Here is a 17,454-nt window from a genome sequence, read left to right as displayed (position 1 = left end):
TGTTAAGAGGTATGTTGGGAAAAAATAAAATGGAGGATATATAAAATGATAATCAAAAATGTAATTGTCTATACAGAAGACAAAAAATTTACAGCAGGCGGCATTGTTGTTCACGATGACAAGATCGAAAGCATTTACACGACAGAAAACGTACCGGATATGCTGGGGGAAGAAGTCGTTGACGGACAGGGGGCATACGCAATCCCGGGACTGATCGATCTGCATTTCCACGGGTGTATGGGAGATGACTTCTGTGATAACAGTAAAGAGGCTATTGAAAATATTGCAAAATATGAGGCTTCTGTGGGTGTTACAACAATCGCACCGGCAACGATGACACTTCCGGTAGAAGAACTGGAAGATATCTTAAGAACAGCAGCAGAATACAAAAAAGAACAGAATCCGAAGGGAGCGGATCTTGTAGGCGTGAACATGGAAGGCCCGTTCATCAGCCCGGTGAAAAAAGGAGCGCAGGATGAAAGAAATATCATGCCTTGTGATACGGCCATTTGTCAGAGATTCCTTGATGCTTCGGAAGGACTTGTGAAGTTTGTAGGACTTGCGCCGGAAGAAAGCGAGGACGCAGTTGCATTTGTAGAAGCAATGAAAGATAAAGTGAACATTTCGCTTGCACATACCAATGCGGATTATGCACATGCGAAAGCAGCATTCGATGCCGGAGCAAATCATGCCGTACATCTCTTTAATGCGATGCCTGCATTCACTCACCGTGAACCGGGTGTTGTAGGAGCAGTGTCCGACAGTGCACATGTAATGGCAGAAATTATCTGTGACGGTGTACATATCCACCCATCTATGGTAAGAGCAGCGTTCAAGATGATGGGAGCAGACCGCATGATCCTGATCAGTGACAGCATGCGTGCAACCGGAATGCCGGACGGACAGTATACACTTGGCGGTCTGGATGTAAAAGTAGTTGGAAATCATGCGACACTGGTATCTGACGGAGCACTTGCTGGATCAGTAACAAACCTTGCTGACTGCCTGCGTACAGTAGTTAAAAAGATGGAGATCCCACTTGAGACAGCTATTGCATGTGCGACGATCAATCCGGCTAAGAGTCTTGGAATTGAAGATACATATGGTTCGATCGCACCGGGAAAGAAAGCGAATATCGTATTATTAGACGAGAATTTGGAGCTTAAGATGGTAATTAAGGACGGACAGGAATTATAATTCATGCAATTTATAGTATAAGGCCATTTGGTGTTAAGGACAGATGAAAAAGATTATATTTTTAGGTGACAGTATTACAGATGCCAGTCATTGCTTTTTAGAAAATCCACTGGGAAACGGTTATGTGAATATGGTGGCTGAGAAGTTGAATGACAGTGACGGCGGAAGGAAGAAGTACGACATTATGAATCGAGGACATGATGGATTCACGATTCATGGAGTGAAACGTATATTGGAGAAGGAATGCATTTTAAAACGACCGGATGTCGTAAGCATTCTGATAGGATGCAATGACGTCGGAGTTATGATGAATACAGGAAAGAGCCTGGAAGAACAGCAGTTTGAAGCCTGTTATGAAGCCATTGTGAAAGAAATTACAGAGCAATCGGATGCAAAGCTTATCTGTATGTCGCCATTTATAGTGCCATATCCCAGAATGTATGAAAACTGGATTCCGGGAATAAAACAGACAGAAAGAATCGAAAAAAAGATTGCAGAAAAATATCATGCGGACTTTCTTGCGCTTCAGGACATGATAATATTGAAAGCAGAAAAAGCAGGATATGAGAGTGTTACAACGGATGGTATTCATCTGACAGAATATGGAAATGAAATAATTGCAGGAGCATGGCTGCAACTTTTTGAAAAAATAAAAGATGGAGATTAAAAATCATCTTGACAAAGTTCATCAAATCAGTTAGTCTTTAACACAGACAGGAAAATAATATACAGATATCACAAAGGCTTGGAAAAGAAGAAGTAGTGATTCACACACCCATACAGAAAGCTGCCGGTTGATGAGAGGCGCATGAAAGAGTGAAGAATGAATACGTCTTGGAGCTGCACACCGAAATGATACACGATAAGAATTATGAGTGTTTTCGAAAGTAGGCTGTGACGTCGGGCACACGTTATAGTGCAAAGGTCTGTGAACACGCAGATTGAATGAGGCTGAATACACAGGTAATCAGCGAAATAAGGTGGTACCACGGTTAATATCGTCCTTATCCAATATTGATTGGATAAGGACTTTTTTTGACCAGTTATGTGGGAAAATCGCTTTCTGAAAAGCATATTTGCAAGCTGAAGTAAAGTGAGAATTCTGTAAATCATTAACATAATAAAAGGAGAATAAAAATGGGAATTTATGAAGAACTCGTTGCAAGAGGTCTGATCGCACAGGTAACAGACGAAGACAGGATCAAAGACTTGGTCAACAATGGAAAGGCTACATTCTACATCGGATTTGACCCGACAGCAGACAGCCTTCACGTAGGACATTTCATGGCACTGTGTCTGATGAAACGTCTGCAGGAAGCAGGAAATAAACCAATCGCACTGATCGGTGGAGGAACAGCTATGATCGGTGATCCATCCGGAAGAACAGATATGCGTCAGATGATGACACCGGAGACAATCCAGCACAACTGTGACTGCTTTAAGAAACAGATGAGTCGATTTATCGATTTCTCAGATGGAAAAGCATTGATGGTTAATAACGCTGACTGGTTGATGGGACTGAACTACATCGAAGTATTACGTGAAGTCGGAGCACATTTCTCCGTTAACCGTATGCTGACAGCAGAGTGCTACAAGCAGAGAATGGAAAAAGGACTCAGCTTTCTTGAGTTCAACTACATGATCATGCAGGCATATGACTTCTATGAGTTATACCAGAAATACGGATGTAACCTTGAGTTTGGCGGGGACGACCAGTGGAGCAACATGCTTGCAGGTACAGAACTGATCCGTCGTAAACTCGGAAAAGACGCTTCTGCCATGACGATCACACTGCTTCTGAACTCAGAAGGTAAAAAGATGGGTAAGACACAGAGTGGTGCTGTATGGCTTGATCCGAACAAGACATCTCCATTCGAATTCTATCAGTACTGGAGAAATGTCGCAGATGCAGATGTATTAAAATGTATCCGTATGCTGACATTCCTTCCGTTAGAAGAGATCGACAAGATGGACAGCTGGGAAGGAGCACAGCTTAACACAGCAAAAGAGATTCTTGCATTCGAGCTTACAAAACTGGTTCACGGTGAAGAAGAAGCACAGAAGGCACAGGAGGCAGCAAGAGCATTATTCTCAACAGGTGCAGCAGCAGATATGCCAAAGACAGAACTGACAGAAGAAGACCTTACAGACGGTAACATCGATATCCTGACAATGTTAGTAAAATCAGGACTGACAGCTTCTAAGTCAGAAGCACGCCGTGCCGTACAGCAGGGTGGAGTATCTGTAGATGGTGAGAAGGTGACAGATGTATTCCAGACATTTGCCGGAGAAGCATTAAGTGGAGAAGGCGTAGTCCTGAAAAAGGGTAAGAAAAACTTCCGTAAAGTGTTAGTAAAGTAGTATAATTATAAAAGAATACAGTAAAATTGCAGGCAGTGAATACTCACTGTCTGTAATTCTAAAAGCAAAGATGTACTCTTGCTACTGTTTCATACTTAATTTTGTGAGAGTACATAAAGACGATAAGGAGGATATGGAAATGGCATTTAAAGAAGTAGCAATTGAAAGTCTGGAATTCAACCCATTCACAAAGATTTCAAAAGAGTGGATGCTGGTAACAGCAGGAGATGAAAAAAAGAGTAACACCATGACAGCAAGCTGGGGTGGTGTCGGAATCATGTGGGGAAAGAATATCGCAACTGCATATATCCGCCCACAGAGATACACGAAGAAATTCATGGATGAGACCGGTATGTACACGCTTTCTTTCCTGTCAGAAGATTACAGAAAAGCATTAAGCGTATGCGGATCTGTATCAGGAAAAGACGTAGAAGATAAATGGAAAGAAGCAGGTCTTCATCCATATGCGGTAGACGGAACAACTGCAGTTGAAGAAGCAGATCTGATCTTCGTATGCAAGACTCAGTATACACAGGATATGAAACCGGAATGTTTCGATGTTAAGGAAAATGATGAGAAATGGTATCCGGATAAGGATTATCATACAATGTATATGGGCGAGATCGTGAAAGTATTGAAAAGAGTATAGCCAATCATGCAAAAGAAAATTGATTTGGTAAACGGACCTGTATTATCATCTCTTACCAGACTGGCTGTCCCGATCATGGCGACGTCATTGATCCAGATGGCGTACAATATGACCGACATGATCTGGATCGGCCGTATCGGAAGTTCGGCGGTAGCGTCTGTTGGGGCAGCAGGAATGTATATGTGGCTTTCCAACGGACTTGCTGCGCTTGCAAAAATGGGAGGGCAGGTTAATGTCGGACATGCACTTGGGGCATCTAATAGTGAAGAGGCCGCAGAATATGCATCCAACGCGTTACAGCTTACGTTGATTTTGGGGATTATTTATGGACTTGTCTGTATATTAGGGGCAAAACCACTGATTCATTTTTTCCATCTGAATCAGGCACAGGTGATCCGGGATGCCATATATTATCTTGAAATTACTTGCGGTCTTGTCTTGTTTTCCTTTTTAAATCAGACGTATACCGGATTATTTACGGCAATCGGTAACAGCAGGCCGGTATTTCTGGCAACAACGACCGGACTGGTTGTTAATATCATCCTGGATCCGGTTCTGATTTTTGGAATCGGACCATTTCCGGTTCTTCGAGTGACAGGTGCAGCAATTGCTACGGTAATCGCGCAGATGATCGTTACAGTTATGTTTTTTATATTTGCGATGAAGGATACCGTACTTTTTCAATATGTAAGATATCTGAAGAAGCCGGATCTGCATCATATGAAAGGAATTGTCAGAATCGGTTTTCCAACGTCTGTTCAGAGTATGCTGTTTACCGGAATATCGATGATCATTGCACGTCTGGTCGCGGGATATGGAGATGCGGCGGTGGCTGTCCAGAAAGTTGGTTCACAGATAGAATCAATTTCGTGGATGACAGCGGATGGTTTTGCAGCAGCGGTGAATTCATTTACATCGCAGAACCATGGCGCAGGTAAGAAGAGACGGATCTATCAGGGATATGTCAGCGCATTAAAAGTAGTATTTGTATGGGGGATTTTCTGTACGCTATTATTAATATGCTGTCCGGCTCCGGTATTCCGGATTTTTATTACAGAAAAAGATGTAATTCCGCTTGGAGTGGATTATCTTCGGATCCTTGGTGTATCGCAGCTTTTTATGAGTCTTGAGATTACGACGGCAGGTGCATTTTCGGGGTATGGAAAGACCGTGCCGCCATCTGTGATCAGTATTGTATTTACGGCGCTCAGGATTCCGCTTGCGCTGATACTGGTTCATACAACACTTGCGCTGAACGGGATCTGGTGGAGTATTACGATTTCGAGTATTCTGAAAGGTGTGCTGCTGTTTGTATGGTTCTACATATTCATGCGGGGAGAGAAACTTATATATAACAGGAAATAACCTGCCAGCGGCAGGTCTTTCAGATAGGGAAGTATGCAAGAGGCACTGCCAGTGGCAGTGTCTTTTGTGTCTTTAAAGAACGAAATGTGGTATAATAGAACAGTGAGTGATCTGCCGGAGCATAGTTTATGGCAGACACAGAAAGGATGGATGAGTAATGTGGGCTTACAATAGTATTTTTTATCAGATTTATCCGATCGGATTCTGTGGGGCACCGGTGCACAATGACGGTGTGTGTGTTCCTCGTATCCGCAAACTTATGGACTGGTCTGAGTATCTTCAGACATTAGGAGTAGATTCAATTCTGTTAAATCCGATCTTTGAATCGGACAATCATGGATATGATACAAGAGATTTTAAGACGATCGACTGCAGGCTTGGAACGAATGAAGATTTTAAAGAGGTCTGTGAAGATCTGCATAAACATAACGTAAAAATTGTACTGGATGGTGTATTTAACCATGTGGGACGAGGCTTCTGGGCATTTAAAGATGTACAGGAGAAGAAATGGGATTCACCGTACAAAGACTGGTTCCATATCAGCTTTGACGGCAACAGCTGCTATAATGACGGATTCTGGTATGAAGGATGGGAAGGCCATTTTGAGCTGGTCAAATTAAACCTTCAGAATCCGGCAGTCGTAGATTATCTGATGGAATGTGTAAAATACTGGATTGACGAATTTGATATCGACGGTCTCCGTCTGGATGTGGCTTATAGTCTGGATCACAATTTCATGAGACGTCTCCGCTCTTATACACAGGAATTAAAACCGGACTTTGCACTGATCGGAGAGGTATTGTTTGGCGATTATAATATTATCGTGAATGATGAGATGCTTCACAGCTGCACGAATTATGAGTGCTACAAGGGATTATATTCCAGCTTTAACAGTATGAATATGTTCGAGATCGCACATTCCCTGCACCGCCAGTTCGGAAGTGATCAGTGGTGTATTTACAGAGGAAAGCACCTGATGACATTTGTGGATAATCATGATGTTACAAGACTGGCAAGCATTCTGACGAATAAGAAACATATTCCGCTGGCATACGGACTGCTTATGGGTATGCCGGGAATCCCGTGCCTGTATTATGGAAGTGAATGGGCTGAGCCGGGGGAGAAAGCACCGGATAATGACTATGCGCTTCGCCCTTGCTTTGAAGAACCAAAGCCAAATGAGCTGACAGAGTTTATTAAGAAACTGATCCGTGTACGCCAGGAAAGTGATGCACTTTGCAATGGTGCTTATAAGAATGTAGTGATCCAGAATCATCAGCTGGTATTCGAGCGCTGCTCAGAGAAAGAACGAGTGATCGTTGCAATCAATGCTGCGGATTATCCATACACTGCCAATGCAGGAGAACTGAATGGAACGGCAGCAGATCTGCTGACCGGGGAAACGGTTACGATGAATGGTCAGCTTGAACTGAAACCATATAGTGTACAGTATTTAAAATTTTAGTATGAAAAATGTACGGGAAGATTCTCGGGAAAAGTACATTTGATCAACGAAAATAAGTAAAAATATAAGAAAAATATGTCAAAAAACAGTTGACACACACGGTACAGTATAATATAATAAGCAAGTATGACAAAAGGAGAAACAGTAAGAGGCCAAAGCCCCGGAATCTTGCTGATTCTGATATATTATCATGAAAATGTTAATGATTCACAGGAGGTAAACCACAATGAAAACTTATATGGCTAATCCAGATAAGATTGAAAGAAAATGGTATGTAGTTGACGCTTCGGAATATACATTAGGACGTTTAGCATCAGAAGTTGCTAAGGTTTTAAGAGGAAAGAACAAACCGGAGTTCACACCACACGTTGATACAGGCGATTATGTAATCGTTGTAAATGCAGAAAAGGTTAATGTAACAGGTAAGAAACTGAATCAGAAGATTTATTACAATCACTCTGAATATGTAGGTGGAATGAAAGAGACTACATTAGCAGAGATGATGGCTAAGAAACCAGAGAAGGTTATCGAACTTGCTGTTAAGGGAATGCTTCCAAAGGGACCTTTAGGAAGATCTATGATCAAGAAACTTCACGTATACGCTGGACCAGAGCACGCTCAGCAGGCTCAGAAACCAGTTGAACTGAAATTCTAAGAAAGGTTAAAAGGAGGATTTTACAATGGCTACTGCAAAATTTTACGGAACAGGTAGAAGAAAAAAATCTGTTGCTAGAGTATATTTAGTACCAGGAACAGGTAAAATTACTATCAATAAAAGAGATATCGATGAGTATTTTGGACTTGAGACATTAAAGGTTGTTGTTCGCCAGCCATTAGCTGCAACAGACACAGAAGGAAAATTTGATGTAATCGTTAATGTTAAGGGTGGTGGATACACAGGACAGGCTGGAGCAATCCGTCACGGTGTTGCAAGAGCACTTCTTGAGGCTGATGCTGATTACAGACCAGTTCTTAAGAAAGCTGGATTCCTTACACGTGATCCACGTATGAAAGAACGTAAGAAATACGGTCTCAAAGCAGCTCGTAGAGCACCACAGTTCTCAAAGAGATAATTTATACGAATCATTCGAGATATACAAAAAAGAAGTACACAGCAGCCCCGGAAATGCAATGTTTCCGGGGTTTTTTTATAAATGCTTATGATTGTTCTAGTTTCTTTTGTTCTTTTTCAATTTGCTTGATACTCTTTTCTGGTGTTGGAAGATCTTCCGGCATTGTGCCACCCAGTTCAGCAATGGTCTGTCTTACCTTCTTCCCAACTTCATAATGTGTATTGTTGGCAGCCTGTTTCCCTTGGATATTTTCACGGCGCAATTTCTCCTCTGTCTGAGTTGCACGGAAAAGATTTGCGGCAAGTTCAGTGCTTCCCATGTGATCCAGTATTTTCTGACTCTTTTTTAATTCTTTACGTGCATGAATCTCTTTTGCACCAAGACCTCCATACAATCCTTGGTATCCATAATTCTGGAATATTGCATAGTCAAGGTTTGATTCAACACCGGCATCTTTGGCTGCAGCAACAAGCAATTTGTTATGTTCTGCCATTTCTTTGCGGATGGCCAAACGCTTACGGTCTTCAGAAAGATTATCATAATCTTCTATCAGTTCCTGTTGACGTGTTTTCACAGCAAAATAGGTTTGGCCAAGTGCAATCACTTCTTTTCGTGGATCACCGTTCATGACAATGAGATAGCAGGCATATCTGGATAGCTGTATATCACCTATATCTTTGCTGGCGGCTCCAGCTTCCACGATTTTGCCAACGTCGGCAAAATGGTCTTCAACGGAATTTCCGCTATTTATGCAAGATTCTTTTGCCTTTTCTATGACGTTTTGAAATCTCCTCCATTGTTTATATTCAAGTGCAATTTGCAATTCCCTTGCACACCAGAATTCCTGACTATATTCATTCACATGCTTGATGTCTTCAAATACAGACTCAGAATAATTCGCTATCTCGTCCATATGAGCCCTCCTTAAAAGTTTATATGCAATGTGTATCTATTGGTTTATTTTGCGAGGCGTTTGATCTAGGTAAAACATGAAAAGAAGTATTGTGACGATCAGAAAGCGTTGCAATAAAAACATTATTGGGATATTTGGCATTAAGATAATCAGCCGCGCCTTGACCGAGAATACCTAAGTCACACTTACTACTAGGATCAACAACTAAATATGATGGTCATCCTCTATACGTGTATTTTTCTATAAGCACACGATCGTTGACTTTCATAGATTTTAATATTTTAGAACGTGGTATACGAGGATTCTTTTTACATGGGTATGAAGTTCCAATAATCCCATAAATATTACACCTCCTAAACTTTAAATGTATGATTCCTTTATTATCTTTATGATATCCTAAGCGTTTCTTTTTATTTCAATGGTTTCATCTATGGCCAAAGCACGGAGCACCATGGCTTGAGTGATTTCATCAGATTTACGGTATTCAATAATAATCTTTTTTCGAGATTGTTTATTTGAAACTCATCAGAAACGTGGGAAGCAGGACGAGATGTTGCGTCCCATCCCATTAGATATGATGGGGTACAACTTAGAATTTCTGATAGTCTGGATATAGTTTCATGGCTGATACTTTTGATTGCTCCACTTTCATATCTTTGAGCCGTGGCTTCTTTGACACCGAGCTGTTCAGCAACATTCAGCAACGTCAATCCTAAAGAAATGCGTCTTTCCCATATTCTGTCATTAATAATCCCCACTCTGTAACACCATCTTTCATAATTGAAATATACCATATACTTACGGTAATGCAAATAAAAATGTGTAAAAAGAAAAGAAACTTACGCAAAACGTATTAATACTGAAACAGCTAAATGCTATATTGAACTTATGCAAGAAGTAAGGGTTGCGAAAGAAGGACTCAATGGTAACGTACAGAACAGATGTAATAGCTATTAAAAAGAGGATGATTAAAACAGGGAAAAAGGTGAGCAAAGAGTGAACAGTAACCTGAGAAGTGCAATCGGCATAGTGTGTAAATGTTATACAAAAATGATAAAAATAAATGAAGATACATAAAAGTAATGGTTAAAATAACTAAGACATGATAGAATAATAGAAAACAAAAAAGCCGTTGCACACGACTTTTTTATGCCGCACCATGCGGCGCCAAAAGGCGATTTCGGGTTTCCCCTTATTTGAACTCGTCTTGTTAATACATGATTACCATAGCATTAGAAATTTCAAATGTCAATATATTTTGGAGGCTTTTTTATGAATTCTGATAAAAGAGAAGATTATTATGTAGGATTAGATATGGGTACAGGATCACTGGGTGGTGCTGTTACGGATACACAGTATCATCTGTTGAAAGTAAAAGGAAAAGATTTTTGGTTTGTAAGGGAATATGAAACTGCAAAATCCCAATTAGACAGAAGAACCCATCGAATCGCAAAAAGAAGGTTACAGCGTCATAAGGCAAGAATCGGATTGATCCGGTCATATTTTGCAGAGGATATACTGAAACATGATCCACTGTTTTATATTCGACAGGATAACAGCAAGTATTATCAGGAAGATAAAGATGCCAGACTGACTACAAAAGACAGCCTTTTTGCAGACCCGGGTTATGGAGACAAAGAATATCATGATGTTAAAGAATACCCTACAATTTTTCATCTGCGGCAGGCACTTCTAAGAGATCAAATAAAAGACGAAGAGAGATATTCGCGCTTCCTGTATCTAGCGATTATCAACATGTTCGAACATCGTGGACACTTTCTTTTGAATACAGAATCCAGTGATCTGAATGCATATATGATAAAAGATGTAGGTGAACTGGTAATGAATGCTATCTGTGGTGTTTCAGAATATGGCTCGGTTACCTATAAGGAAATCATAGAAATTCTGGAAGATAAGAATATTTCAAGGACTGCTAAGAAGGATCAGATAGCATCTAAAATCGATATCAAAAAATCGGAGAAAGCACAGATGGAACGGATCAAATGCCTGTGCGGTATGGAAGCAGATGCCAGAGTTATGTTTGAAATCGAGGCGGATGAAAAGATTAAGATTGCATTTCAGCAGGCTGCTTTTGAAGATGAGAAAGAAGAAATCGAAGTTGCGATTGGAGAAGAACGCTATCTGATCATAGAAAATATGAAACAACTGTATGATTACAGTCAGCTGCAGTCTGTATTGAATGGATTCGATTATCTTTCAGACGCCAGAGTGCAGATGTACGAAAAACATAAAGAAGATCTGCATCTTTTGAAAAAGGTGTATAGAAAAAATCTGGATCGGGAAATGTATAATAGGATGTTCCGCTCCGGAGAAGAGGGAAGTTATTGTGCGTATTCCAATTCCACGAATTCAGTGGATTCTCTGGCAGAAGCGAAAAAGTACAGAAGAAATATGAAAAAAAGAAGCCAGAAAGATCTCTATGACAGGATCAAGAAAGATCTGAAAGAGGTTCATGATGCGGATGTAGATGCTATTCGCAAAGAGATGGAATTAGAACGTTTTCTGCCCAAACAGATTACTGGTGCAAATGGAATCATTCCAAACCAGGTACATCGAAAAGAATTAAAGAAAATTCTTGAAAACGCAGAACACCATCTCGATTTTCTGAAAGAAAAAGATGAAAGTGGATATACGGTATCTGAACGGATCCTGATGCTGTTTTCCAGTAACATTCCATACTATGTCGGACCTGTAGGCAGCGGATCAAAAACAGGATGGGCAAAGATAAAGGAATCAGGACAGGTATTACCTTGGAATATGGAACAGAAGATTGATATAGAACAGACTTCAGAACGTTTTATCACGAATCTTATCCGGGAATGTACGTACCTTTCCGGAGAAAAAGTCTTGCCAAAGCAGTCTTTATTATATGAGAGCTATTGCGTTCTCAATGAAATTAATAATTTACGCATTCATGGAAAACGAATCGTACCGGAATTAAAACAGGATATCTACAAGGAAGTATTCCAGGGATCCAGACTGGGAAAGAAAGTTACGAAAAAGAATATTTGCACATATTTGATAAACAGAGGACTGATTACGGAAGAATCTGAAGTTTCAGGTATTGACAAAGAGATCAATGCGTATCTGCCCTCTTATGGAAAAATGTATAGCGTTTTTGGAGAACGTCTGAGAAAAGAAGCAGTTCAAGAGATAGCAGAAAAAATTATTTATTACGGAACCATCTATGGGGATGCTAAGGCGATGTTCCGAAAAAAACTGAATCAGTATGTTTCTGACGGATGGATGACAGAATACCAGGTAAAGCGGATTTCAGGTTATAAATTTAAGGACTGGGCAAGACTTTCCAGAAGTATGTTATGCCTGAGCGGATGTGATAAAAGTACAGGTGAGAAAATTTCTCTGATCCGGGCCATGTGGGAATATAATCTGAATTTTATGGAGTTGATCTATAGCGAAGATTTTACTTTTCAAAAAGAACTGGAAGAGAGAAGAAAAGCGTTAGGAAAAACCTTGCAGGAATTTCAATTTGAAGATCTGGACGAGTACTATTACAGTGCACCTGTGAAACGTATGATCTGGCAGGCTGTTCAGGCATTAAAAGAAATTACGCAGATCATGGGACATAATCCAAAACGTATCTTTATTGAGATGACTAGAACAGAGGAAGAAAAAGGAGAACAGGGAAGAAAGAATTCAAGAGAAAAACGTCTGTTAAAATTGTATGAAAGCATTAGGGACGAAAGAAACTGGGCGGCAGAAATAAAAAATGCAAATGCATCCGGAAAATTAAACAGTAAAAAATTGTATCTTTATTATCTGCAGATGGGAAGGGATGTATATACGGGAGAACCCATTGATATTGAAGATCTATTTGATGATAGCAGATATGACATCGATCATATTTATCCAAGAAGCTTGACGAATGACAACAATATTGAAAATAATCTTGTTCTGGTGTCAAAAACAATCAACCAGAACGAGAAAAAGAATGATTATCCGGTGCCGGAAAAGGTCAGAACGAATAAAAAAATCCGGGATCTGTGGCATACACTTCATAAAATGGGATTTATGAATGATGAAAAATACAACCGCCTGACATCCACGGAACGTCTGTCAGAAGAGCAGCTTGCCGGATTTATCGCAAGACAGTTAGTAGAAACTGCACAGGGAGCAAAAGGAATCGCAGAGCTTATGAAGGCGATGCTGCCGGGAACGGATATTGTATATGCGAAGGCAAGAAATGTATCTGACTTCAGAAAAGAATACAAGATGCTAAAAAGCAGGCTGGTCAATGATTATCACCATGCACAGGATGCATATTTGAATATCGTTGTGGGAAATGTGTATTTTACGAAATTCACCAGAAATCCTATGAATTTTATAAAGAAAGAAGCAAGACGTGATGGCAGAAACTATGATTATAATCTGTATAAAATGTACAGTAAAGATATTATAAGAAATGGAGAAAAAGCCTGGATCGCAACAAGCGAACAGGGACCGGGAACGATTCGTTTGGTAAAGGAAACGATGGGAAAAAATACGCCGATCATTACAAGACAGACATTTGAACAGAGGGGAGAATTGTTTAATCTTCAGCCGGTTGGAAAGTATTCTGCTAAGAAGGATAATTATGTTCCACTAAAAATAAATGATGAAAAAATGCAGGACGTAAGCAAATATGGCGGTTACACTTCTCTGAATCCTTCCTATTTTATCTTCATAGAACATGGACTGGAAAAAAAGAGAAAGAAATGTTTCGAAGTGATACATAGCTATTATGCTGCTCAGATAAAAACGGAAAAGGATTTGATTGATTTTCTGCTACAGAAAGGATATAAAAATCCAAGAGTGATAAATGCTAGGATAAAAAAGAATGCACTCATAAAATACAATGGATATTTCTTATACATTATTGGAATGGATGCAAGAAAAAATATTGAATTTTCTAATGCAACAGCAATGTGCTTGAAGAATAAATATATACAATATGTTTGCAAGCTGGAAAAAATGAATAAGGCGATTTTGTTATCAGAAAAACAGAAAACAAATTTACACTGGGATGAAAAAATCACCTGTAAAAGTAATCTGGAACTGTACAGAGAACTTACAGAAAAACATCTGCATTCCATCTATCAAAGACATCCAAGAAGCATAGGAAAGTGTCTTGCAGATGGAGAAGAAGCATTTAAGCTTCTTGATATCGAAGAACAGGTGAAGATTATATGTGATATCGTTCAGTATACATCCTTTCAGAGAGGAGTCTTCTCATTGAAAGTTCTTGGAGGACCAAAAGAGGTAGGAAGAATCCGAATATCCGGAAATATGACAGAGGCAAAAGAATGTAAACTTGTAAATTATTCGATTACCGGTATGTATAAAACAGAAATGGATTTACTAAAAAAATAAGAGGGAGGGATAAGTATGAGCTGGCGGACGGTGATCATATCCAGCACGGCGAAGCTGGATTACCAGATGGGATATCTGGTGATCCGAAAAGATGATGTGACAAAGATTCATCTTTCGGAAATTGAAACAGTAATGATAGAATCCACATCGGTGTCACTGACCGCGGCCCTCTTATGTGAACTGACAAAGAAAAAGATCAAAGTGATTTTTTGTGATGAAAAGAGAAATCCTTCGTCAGAACTCATCAGTTACTACGGAGCGCATGATACCTCATTAAAAGTCAGGAATCAGATTGCATGGACCGATGATATAAAAAAACATGTATGGACAGAAATTGTGGCGGAGAAAATACGGAAACAGGCGTTGCATCTGCAGCATTGGAAATGCGAGGAAGCAGATCTGCTTTATCAGTATATCAACGAAATAGAATTTGGGGATGTTACGAATCGGGAAGGGCATGCGGCGAAAGTTTACTTTAATGCTCTATTTGGTATGGATTTTACCAGAAGTGCGGAAAATGTTACGAATGCTGCGCTGAATTATGGTTATTCACTGCTGTTGTCAACATTTAATCGCTGCGTGGTGGCCAATGGGTATATCACACAGCTAGGGCTTTTCCATGATAATGTATTTAATCAGTTCAATCTAGCCTGTGATCTGATGGAACCGTTTCGCCCGCTTGTGGATCTGAAAGTGAAAAAGATGGCCTTCCCGTTTTTTGAAAAGGAAGAAAAACATGAGATGGTTTCGTTACTAAAAGAAGAAGTAACAATCGGTAACCGAAACGAATATCTGACAAATGCGATAAAAATATATACCAGGAGTGTCTTTGATGCATTAAATGATAATGATGTATCGCAGATAAAATTTTATAGGACAAATGAGTTATAGATATATGAGAGTAATGGTATTTTTTGATCTTCCGGTTATCACCAGTGCAAACCGAAAAGATTACAGGGATTTTCACAAGTATCTGATAAAGACAGGATTTCTGATGATGCAGGAATCGGTGTACTGTAGGCTGGCACAAAATTCCACAATGGCAGATGCAATTGTGGAAAATATCAGGAAAAATAAGCCTGCGGATGGACTGGTACAGGTGCTGAAGATAACGGAGAAGCAATTTGGAAAAATGGAATTTATTGTTGGAACGAAAAAAAGCGAAATTCTCGACACAGACGAAAGCGTGGTGATCATATGAAACTTGTGAATCCCAGATTAGGATTAGAAGTGGAGTTATCCGAAAATCAGGTTTTGAACATAACCGTTGAATCACCGGTAAAATTTTCAGAGGTTGTATATCATATTTGCAGACAGGCAGGAGGAGAAGAAGGAGAATTCATCCTTTCGGATATTGAAAAGGAACTGTCTATGGAAAAAAGGACGGTAGTGGTTAATAATCCGTTGACAGTTAATTGTGAGGAAAAAAGGATTCTATCTCAGCTTTATAAAAATCTTTCAGAAAAAATATTGGAAGATCATTTTGAAGAATTTGCGACTGTGAATCAGAAGGTTATCCAGTTTATGGATAAGGTTACGAGTTCTTCCGAATATAATCTGACATATGATGTTGATTTTCAGGCAGCAGGTCTGATAAAATATTGTAATGTACATATGGATTCCTGTTATGATAGTCTGACTGAAAAGTTTATAAACTATCTGAGAACCATGAAGCAGATCTGTAATGTTGATATTGTTTTTGTGTTGAATCTGAAGCAATATTTCAGTACCGAGGATCTGAGAGAAATCTATAAACACTGTTTTTATACGAAGATGTATCTTATTAATTTGGAAGGAGTAAAATCAGACCCCATCGAAAGTGACAGATATGTTATTATAGATAAAGATCTTTGTGTGCTGGACCTTGTGTATTAACAATCTTCTATCGTAAGAAGATAACGACTCGGCGAGAACCGGATTTGAGGTTTGAGAGTCTTGTTAATACGGAAGGATTTTAAACCACCGATTGTTAATCAGATTACATCGTACAGTTTGAGAGTCTTGTTAATACGGAAGGATTTTAAACATGTTGTAATTAGTGAAGCATATGACAGCAGTTTGAGAGTCTTGTTAATACGGAAGGATTTTAAACTGGATAGAGAATAAATAACTGTAAACAATAGTTTGAGAGTCTTGTTAATACGGAAGGATTTTAAACGTGAGCCACCAGATAACGTTAATAGTACGAGTTTGAGAGTCTTGTTAATACGGAAGGATTTTAAACCATAAATTGCAAAGTCAACATTATTGATGCGTTTGAGAGTCTTGTTAATACGGAAGGATTTTAAACAGCAACAGGGTATATGAGGTATCTATATTAGTTTAAGAGTCTTGTTAATACGGAAGGATTTTAAACGAAAATGTAACATTATATGCTGTTTGGGAAGTTTGAGAGTCTTGTTAATACGGAAGGATTTTAAACATCAACAGAATGAAAATTGAAGAGCAGAAAGTTTGAGAGTATTATTAATACGGAAGGATTTCAAACCACCAAAGAGTTCAGTAAAATCAAGCGTTCTCAGTTCTGCAAACGATAATTTAACAGAATATCGAAAAAGAGCAACAAACCCCGAAAATCCAGTATTTCCGGGGCTTTTCTTTGCGTATCATTTGATTTTATTCCTGTAATAATTGCTTTTCGAAGGTGGATAATAATTTGTTGATCGTAAAGAAATAACTCTTGCATTCGCTGCATGTTTTTGCATCGACTTCGATATCACCAAGAATGATGAGTTTGGCAGCCTGGAGTGCTGCAATAATGGTACGAAATTCGTCGGGTGTAATATCTGTGGCGTGATTAATCAATTTTTTCGCCGCAGAACAACAGAGTTGATAATTAATTTCTGCCTGGGCTTCTGATTCTGCAAGTCCAAGACGAGGCAGAACGGTAAGAGCATAAGCGGTTGCTTCTATGTCAGAATGATTAAAGGCATAGGAAATATGGCTCATAGTAAAACCTCCTTAAGTTTTTAAGAAAATTATAACATAAAAAGAGAAAGAACGCGAGAATATGAGTAAAAATCAGAGGAAGACTTATTAA

16 protein-coding genes and 1 other annotated feature are annotated in these 17,454 nt (G+C 39.4%); of the genes, 12 read left to right on the top strand and 4 right to left on the bottom strand.

What is annotated here, in order from left to right:
* Window positions 1–45 precede the first annotated feature (45 nt).
* The 8 genes from nagA to rpsI all read left to right on the top strand — a co-directional run bounded on the left by nagA (window position 46) and on the right by rpsI (window position 8,110).
* Window positions 46–1,197, top strand: a complete 1,152-nt coding sequence (gene nagA / locus NCY30_RS11470) for an N-acetylglucosamine-6-phosphate deacetylase (protein WP_022416377.1) — start codon at window positions 46–48, stop codon at window positions 1,195–1,197.
* 43 nt (window positions 1,198–1,240) lie between these two features.
* Window positions 1,241–1,864, top strand: coding sequence for an SGNH/GDSL hydrolase family protein (locus NCY30_RS11465; protein ID WP_022416376.1), 624 nt, complete (start codon window positions 1,241–1,243; stop codon window positions 1,862–1,864).
* A gap of 70 nt (window positions 1,865–1,934) precedes the next feature.
* Window positions 1,935–2,206 (top strand) — a binding site (T-box leader).
* A gap of 128 nt (window positions 2,207–2,334) precedes the next feature.
* Entirely contained in the window at window positions 2,335–3,558 is a 1,224-nt protein-coding gene (gene tyrS / locus NCY30_RS11460; protein WP_006427792.1) for a tyrosine--tRNA ligase, read from the top strand.
* Window positions 3,559–3,697: 139 nt separating this feature from the next.
* Window positions 3,698–4,207 (top strand): flavin reductase family protein, encoded by a 510-nt coding sequence (locus tag NCY30_RS11455; protein ID WP_022416374.1) that lies wholly within the window; start codon window positions 3,698–3,700, stop codon window positions 4,205–4,207.
* Between the two features lie 6 nt (window positions 4,208–4,213).
* Entirely contained in the window at window positions 4,214–5,572 is a 1,359-nt protein-coding gene (locus NCY30_RS11450; protein ID WP_022416373.1) for an MATE family efflux transporter, read from the top strand.
* A gap of 157 nt (window positions 5,573–5,729) precedes the next feature.
* On the top strand, window positions 5,730–7,037 hold the full coding sequence (locus NCY30_RS11445; protein WP_022416372.1) for an alpha-amylase family glycosyl hydrolase: 1,308 nt from the start codon (window positions 5,730–5,732) through the stop codon (window positions 7,035–7,037).
* A gap of 226 nt (window positions 7,038–7,263) precedes the next feature.
* A complete protein-coding gene (gene rplM, locus NCY30_RS11440) occupies window positions 7,264–7,692 on the top strand; it encodes a 50S ribosomal protein L13 (protein ID WP_006427797.1) in 429 nt (142 codons plus the stop codon).
* Between the two features lie 25 nt (window positions 7,693–7,717).
* A complete protein-coding gene (rpsI, locus tag NCY30_RS11435) occupies window positions 7,718–8,110 on the top strand; it encodes a 30S ribosomal protein S9 (protein WP_006427798.1) in 393 nt (130 codons plus the stop codon).
* Window positions 8,111–8,195: 85 nt separating this feature from the next.
* On the opposite strand, the gene dinD is transcribed toward rpsI, so the two are convergent.
* Together dinD and NCY30_RS15465 are read right to left on the bottom strand one after the other, a co-directional pair.
* On the bottom strand, window positions 8,196–9,023 hold the full coding sequence (gene dinD, locus NCY30_RS11430) for a DNA damage-inducible protein D (protein WP_028088128.1): 828 nt from the start codon (window positions 9,021–9,023) through the stop codon (window positions 8,196–8,198).
* Window positions 9,024–9,451: 428 nt separating this feature from the next.
* Window positions 9,452–9,817 carry a helix-turn-helix domain-containing protein gene (locus NCY30_RS15465; RefSeq protein ID WP_138377305.1) on the bottom strand — a complete coding sequence of 122 codons (366 nt, stop codon included), beginning with the start codon at window positions 9,815–9,817 and terminating at the stop codon, window positions 9,452–9,454.
* Window positions 9,818–10,295: 478 nt separating this feature from the next.
* On the opposite strand from NCY30_RS15465, the gene cas9 reads away from it, so the two are divergent.
* Genes cas9 through csn2 form a run of 4 tightly spaced genes read left to right on the top strand, consistent with a single transcriptional unit; the run spans window position 10,296 to window position 16,289 of the window.
* Window positions 10,296–14,414: a type II CRISPR RNA-guided endonuclease Cas9 gene (gene cas9, locus NCY30_RS11425; protein WP_250818753.1), complete on the top strand. Its 4,119-nt coding sequence runs from the start codon at window positions 10,296–10,298 to the stop codon at window positions 14,412–14,414.
* Between the two features lie 15 nt (window positions 14,415–14,429).
* Window positions 14,430–15,305 carry a type II CRISPR-associated endonuclease Cas1 gene (cas1, locus tag NCY30_RS11420; RefSeq protein ID WP_118224154.1) on the top strand — a complete coding sequence of 292 codons (876 nt, stop codon included), beginning with the start codon at window positions 14,430–14,432 and terminating at the stop codon, window positions 15,303–15,305.
* A gap of 4 nt (window positions 15,306–15,309) precedes the next feature.
* Window positions 15,310–15,615: a CRISPR-associated endonuclease Cas2 gene (cas2, locus tag NCY30_RS11415; protein WP_250818752.1), complete on the top strand. Its 306-nt coding sequence runs from the start codon at window positions 15,310–15,312 to the stop codon at window positions 15,613–15,615.
* Entirely contained in the window at window positions 15,612–16,289 is a 678-nt protein-coding gene (csn2, locus tag NCY30_RS11410) for a type II-A CRISPR-associated protein Csn2 (RefSeq protein ID WP_028086835.1), read from the top strand. The genes cas2 and csn2 overlap by 4 nt, the downstream gene beginning before the upstream one ends.
* 98 nt (window positions 16,290–16,387) lie before the next feature.
* Here csn2 and NCY30_RS15460 read toward each other — a convergent pair whose 3' ends face one another.
* Both NCY30_RS15460 and NCY30_RS11405 read right to left on the bottom strand, forming a co-directional pair.
* Entirely contained in the window at window positions 16,388–16,717 is a 330-nt protein-coding gene (locus NCY30_RS15460; protein WP_442873341.1) for a leucine-rich repeat protein, read from the bottom strand.
* A gap of 313 nt (window positions 16,718–17,030) precedes the next feature.
* Window positions 17,031–17,363, bottom strand: a complete 333-nt coding sequence (locus NCY30_RS11405; protein WP_006427799.1) for a hypothetical protein — start codon at window positions 17,361–17,363, stop codon at window positions 17,031–17,033.
* Between the last annotated feature and the right edge of the window lie 91 nt (window positions 17,364–17,454).

Origin of the sequence: Dorea sp. MB18-49 (genome assembly GCF_023669465.1) — a bacterium.
GTDB lineage: Bacteria > Bacillota > Clostridia > Lachnospirales > Lachnospiraceae > Dorea_A > Dorea_A longicatena.
Note: the sequence above shows the minus strand (reverse complement) of the source record. Positions and strands in the feature narration are given on the sequence as shown.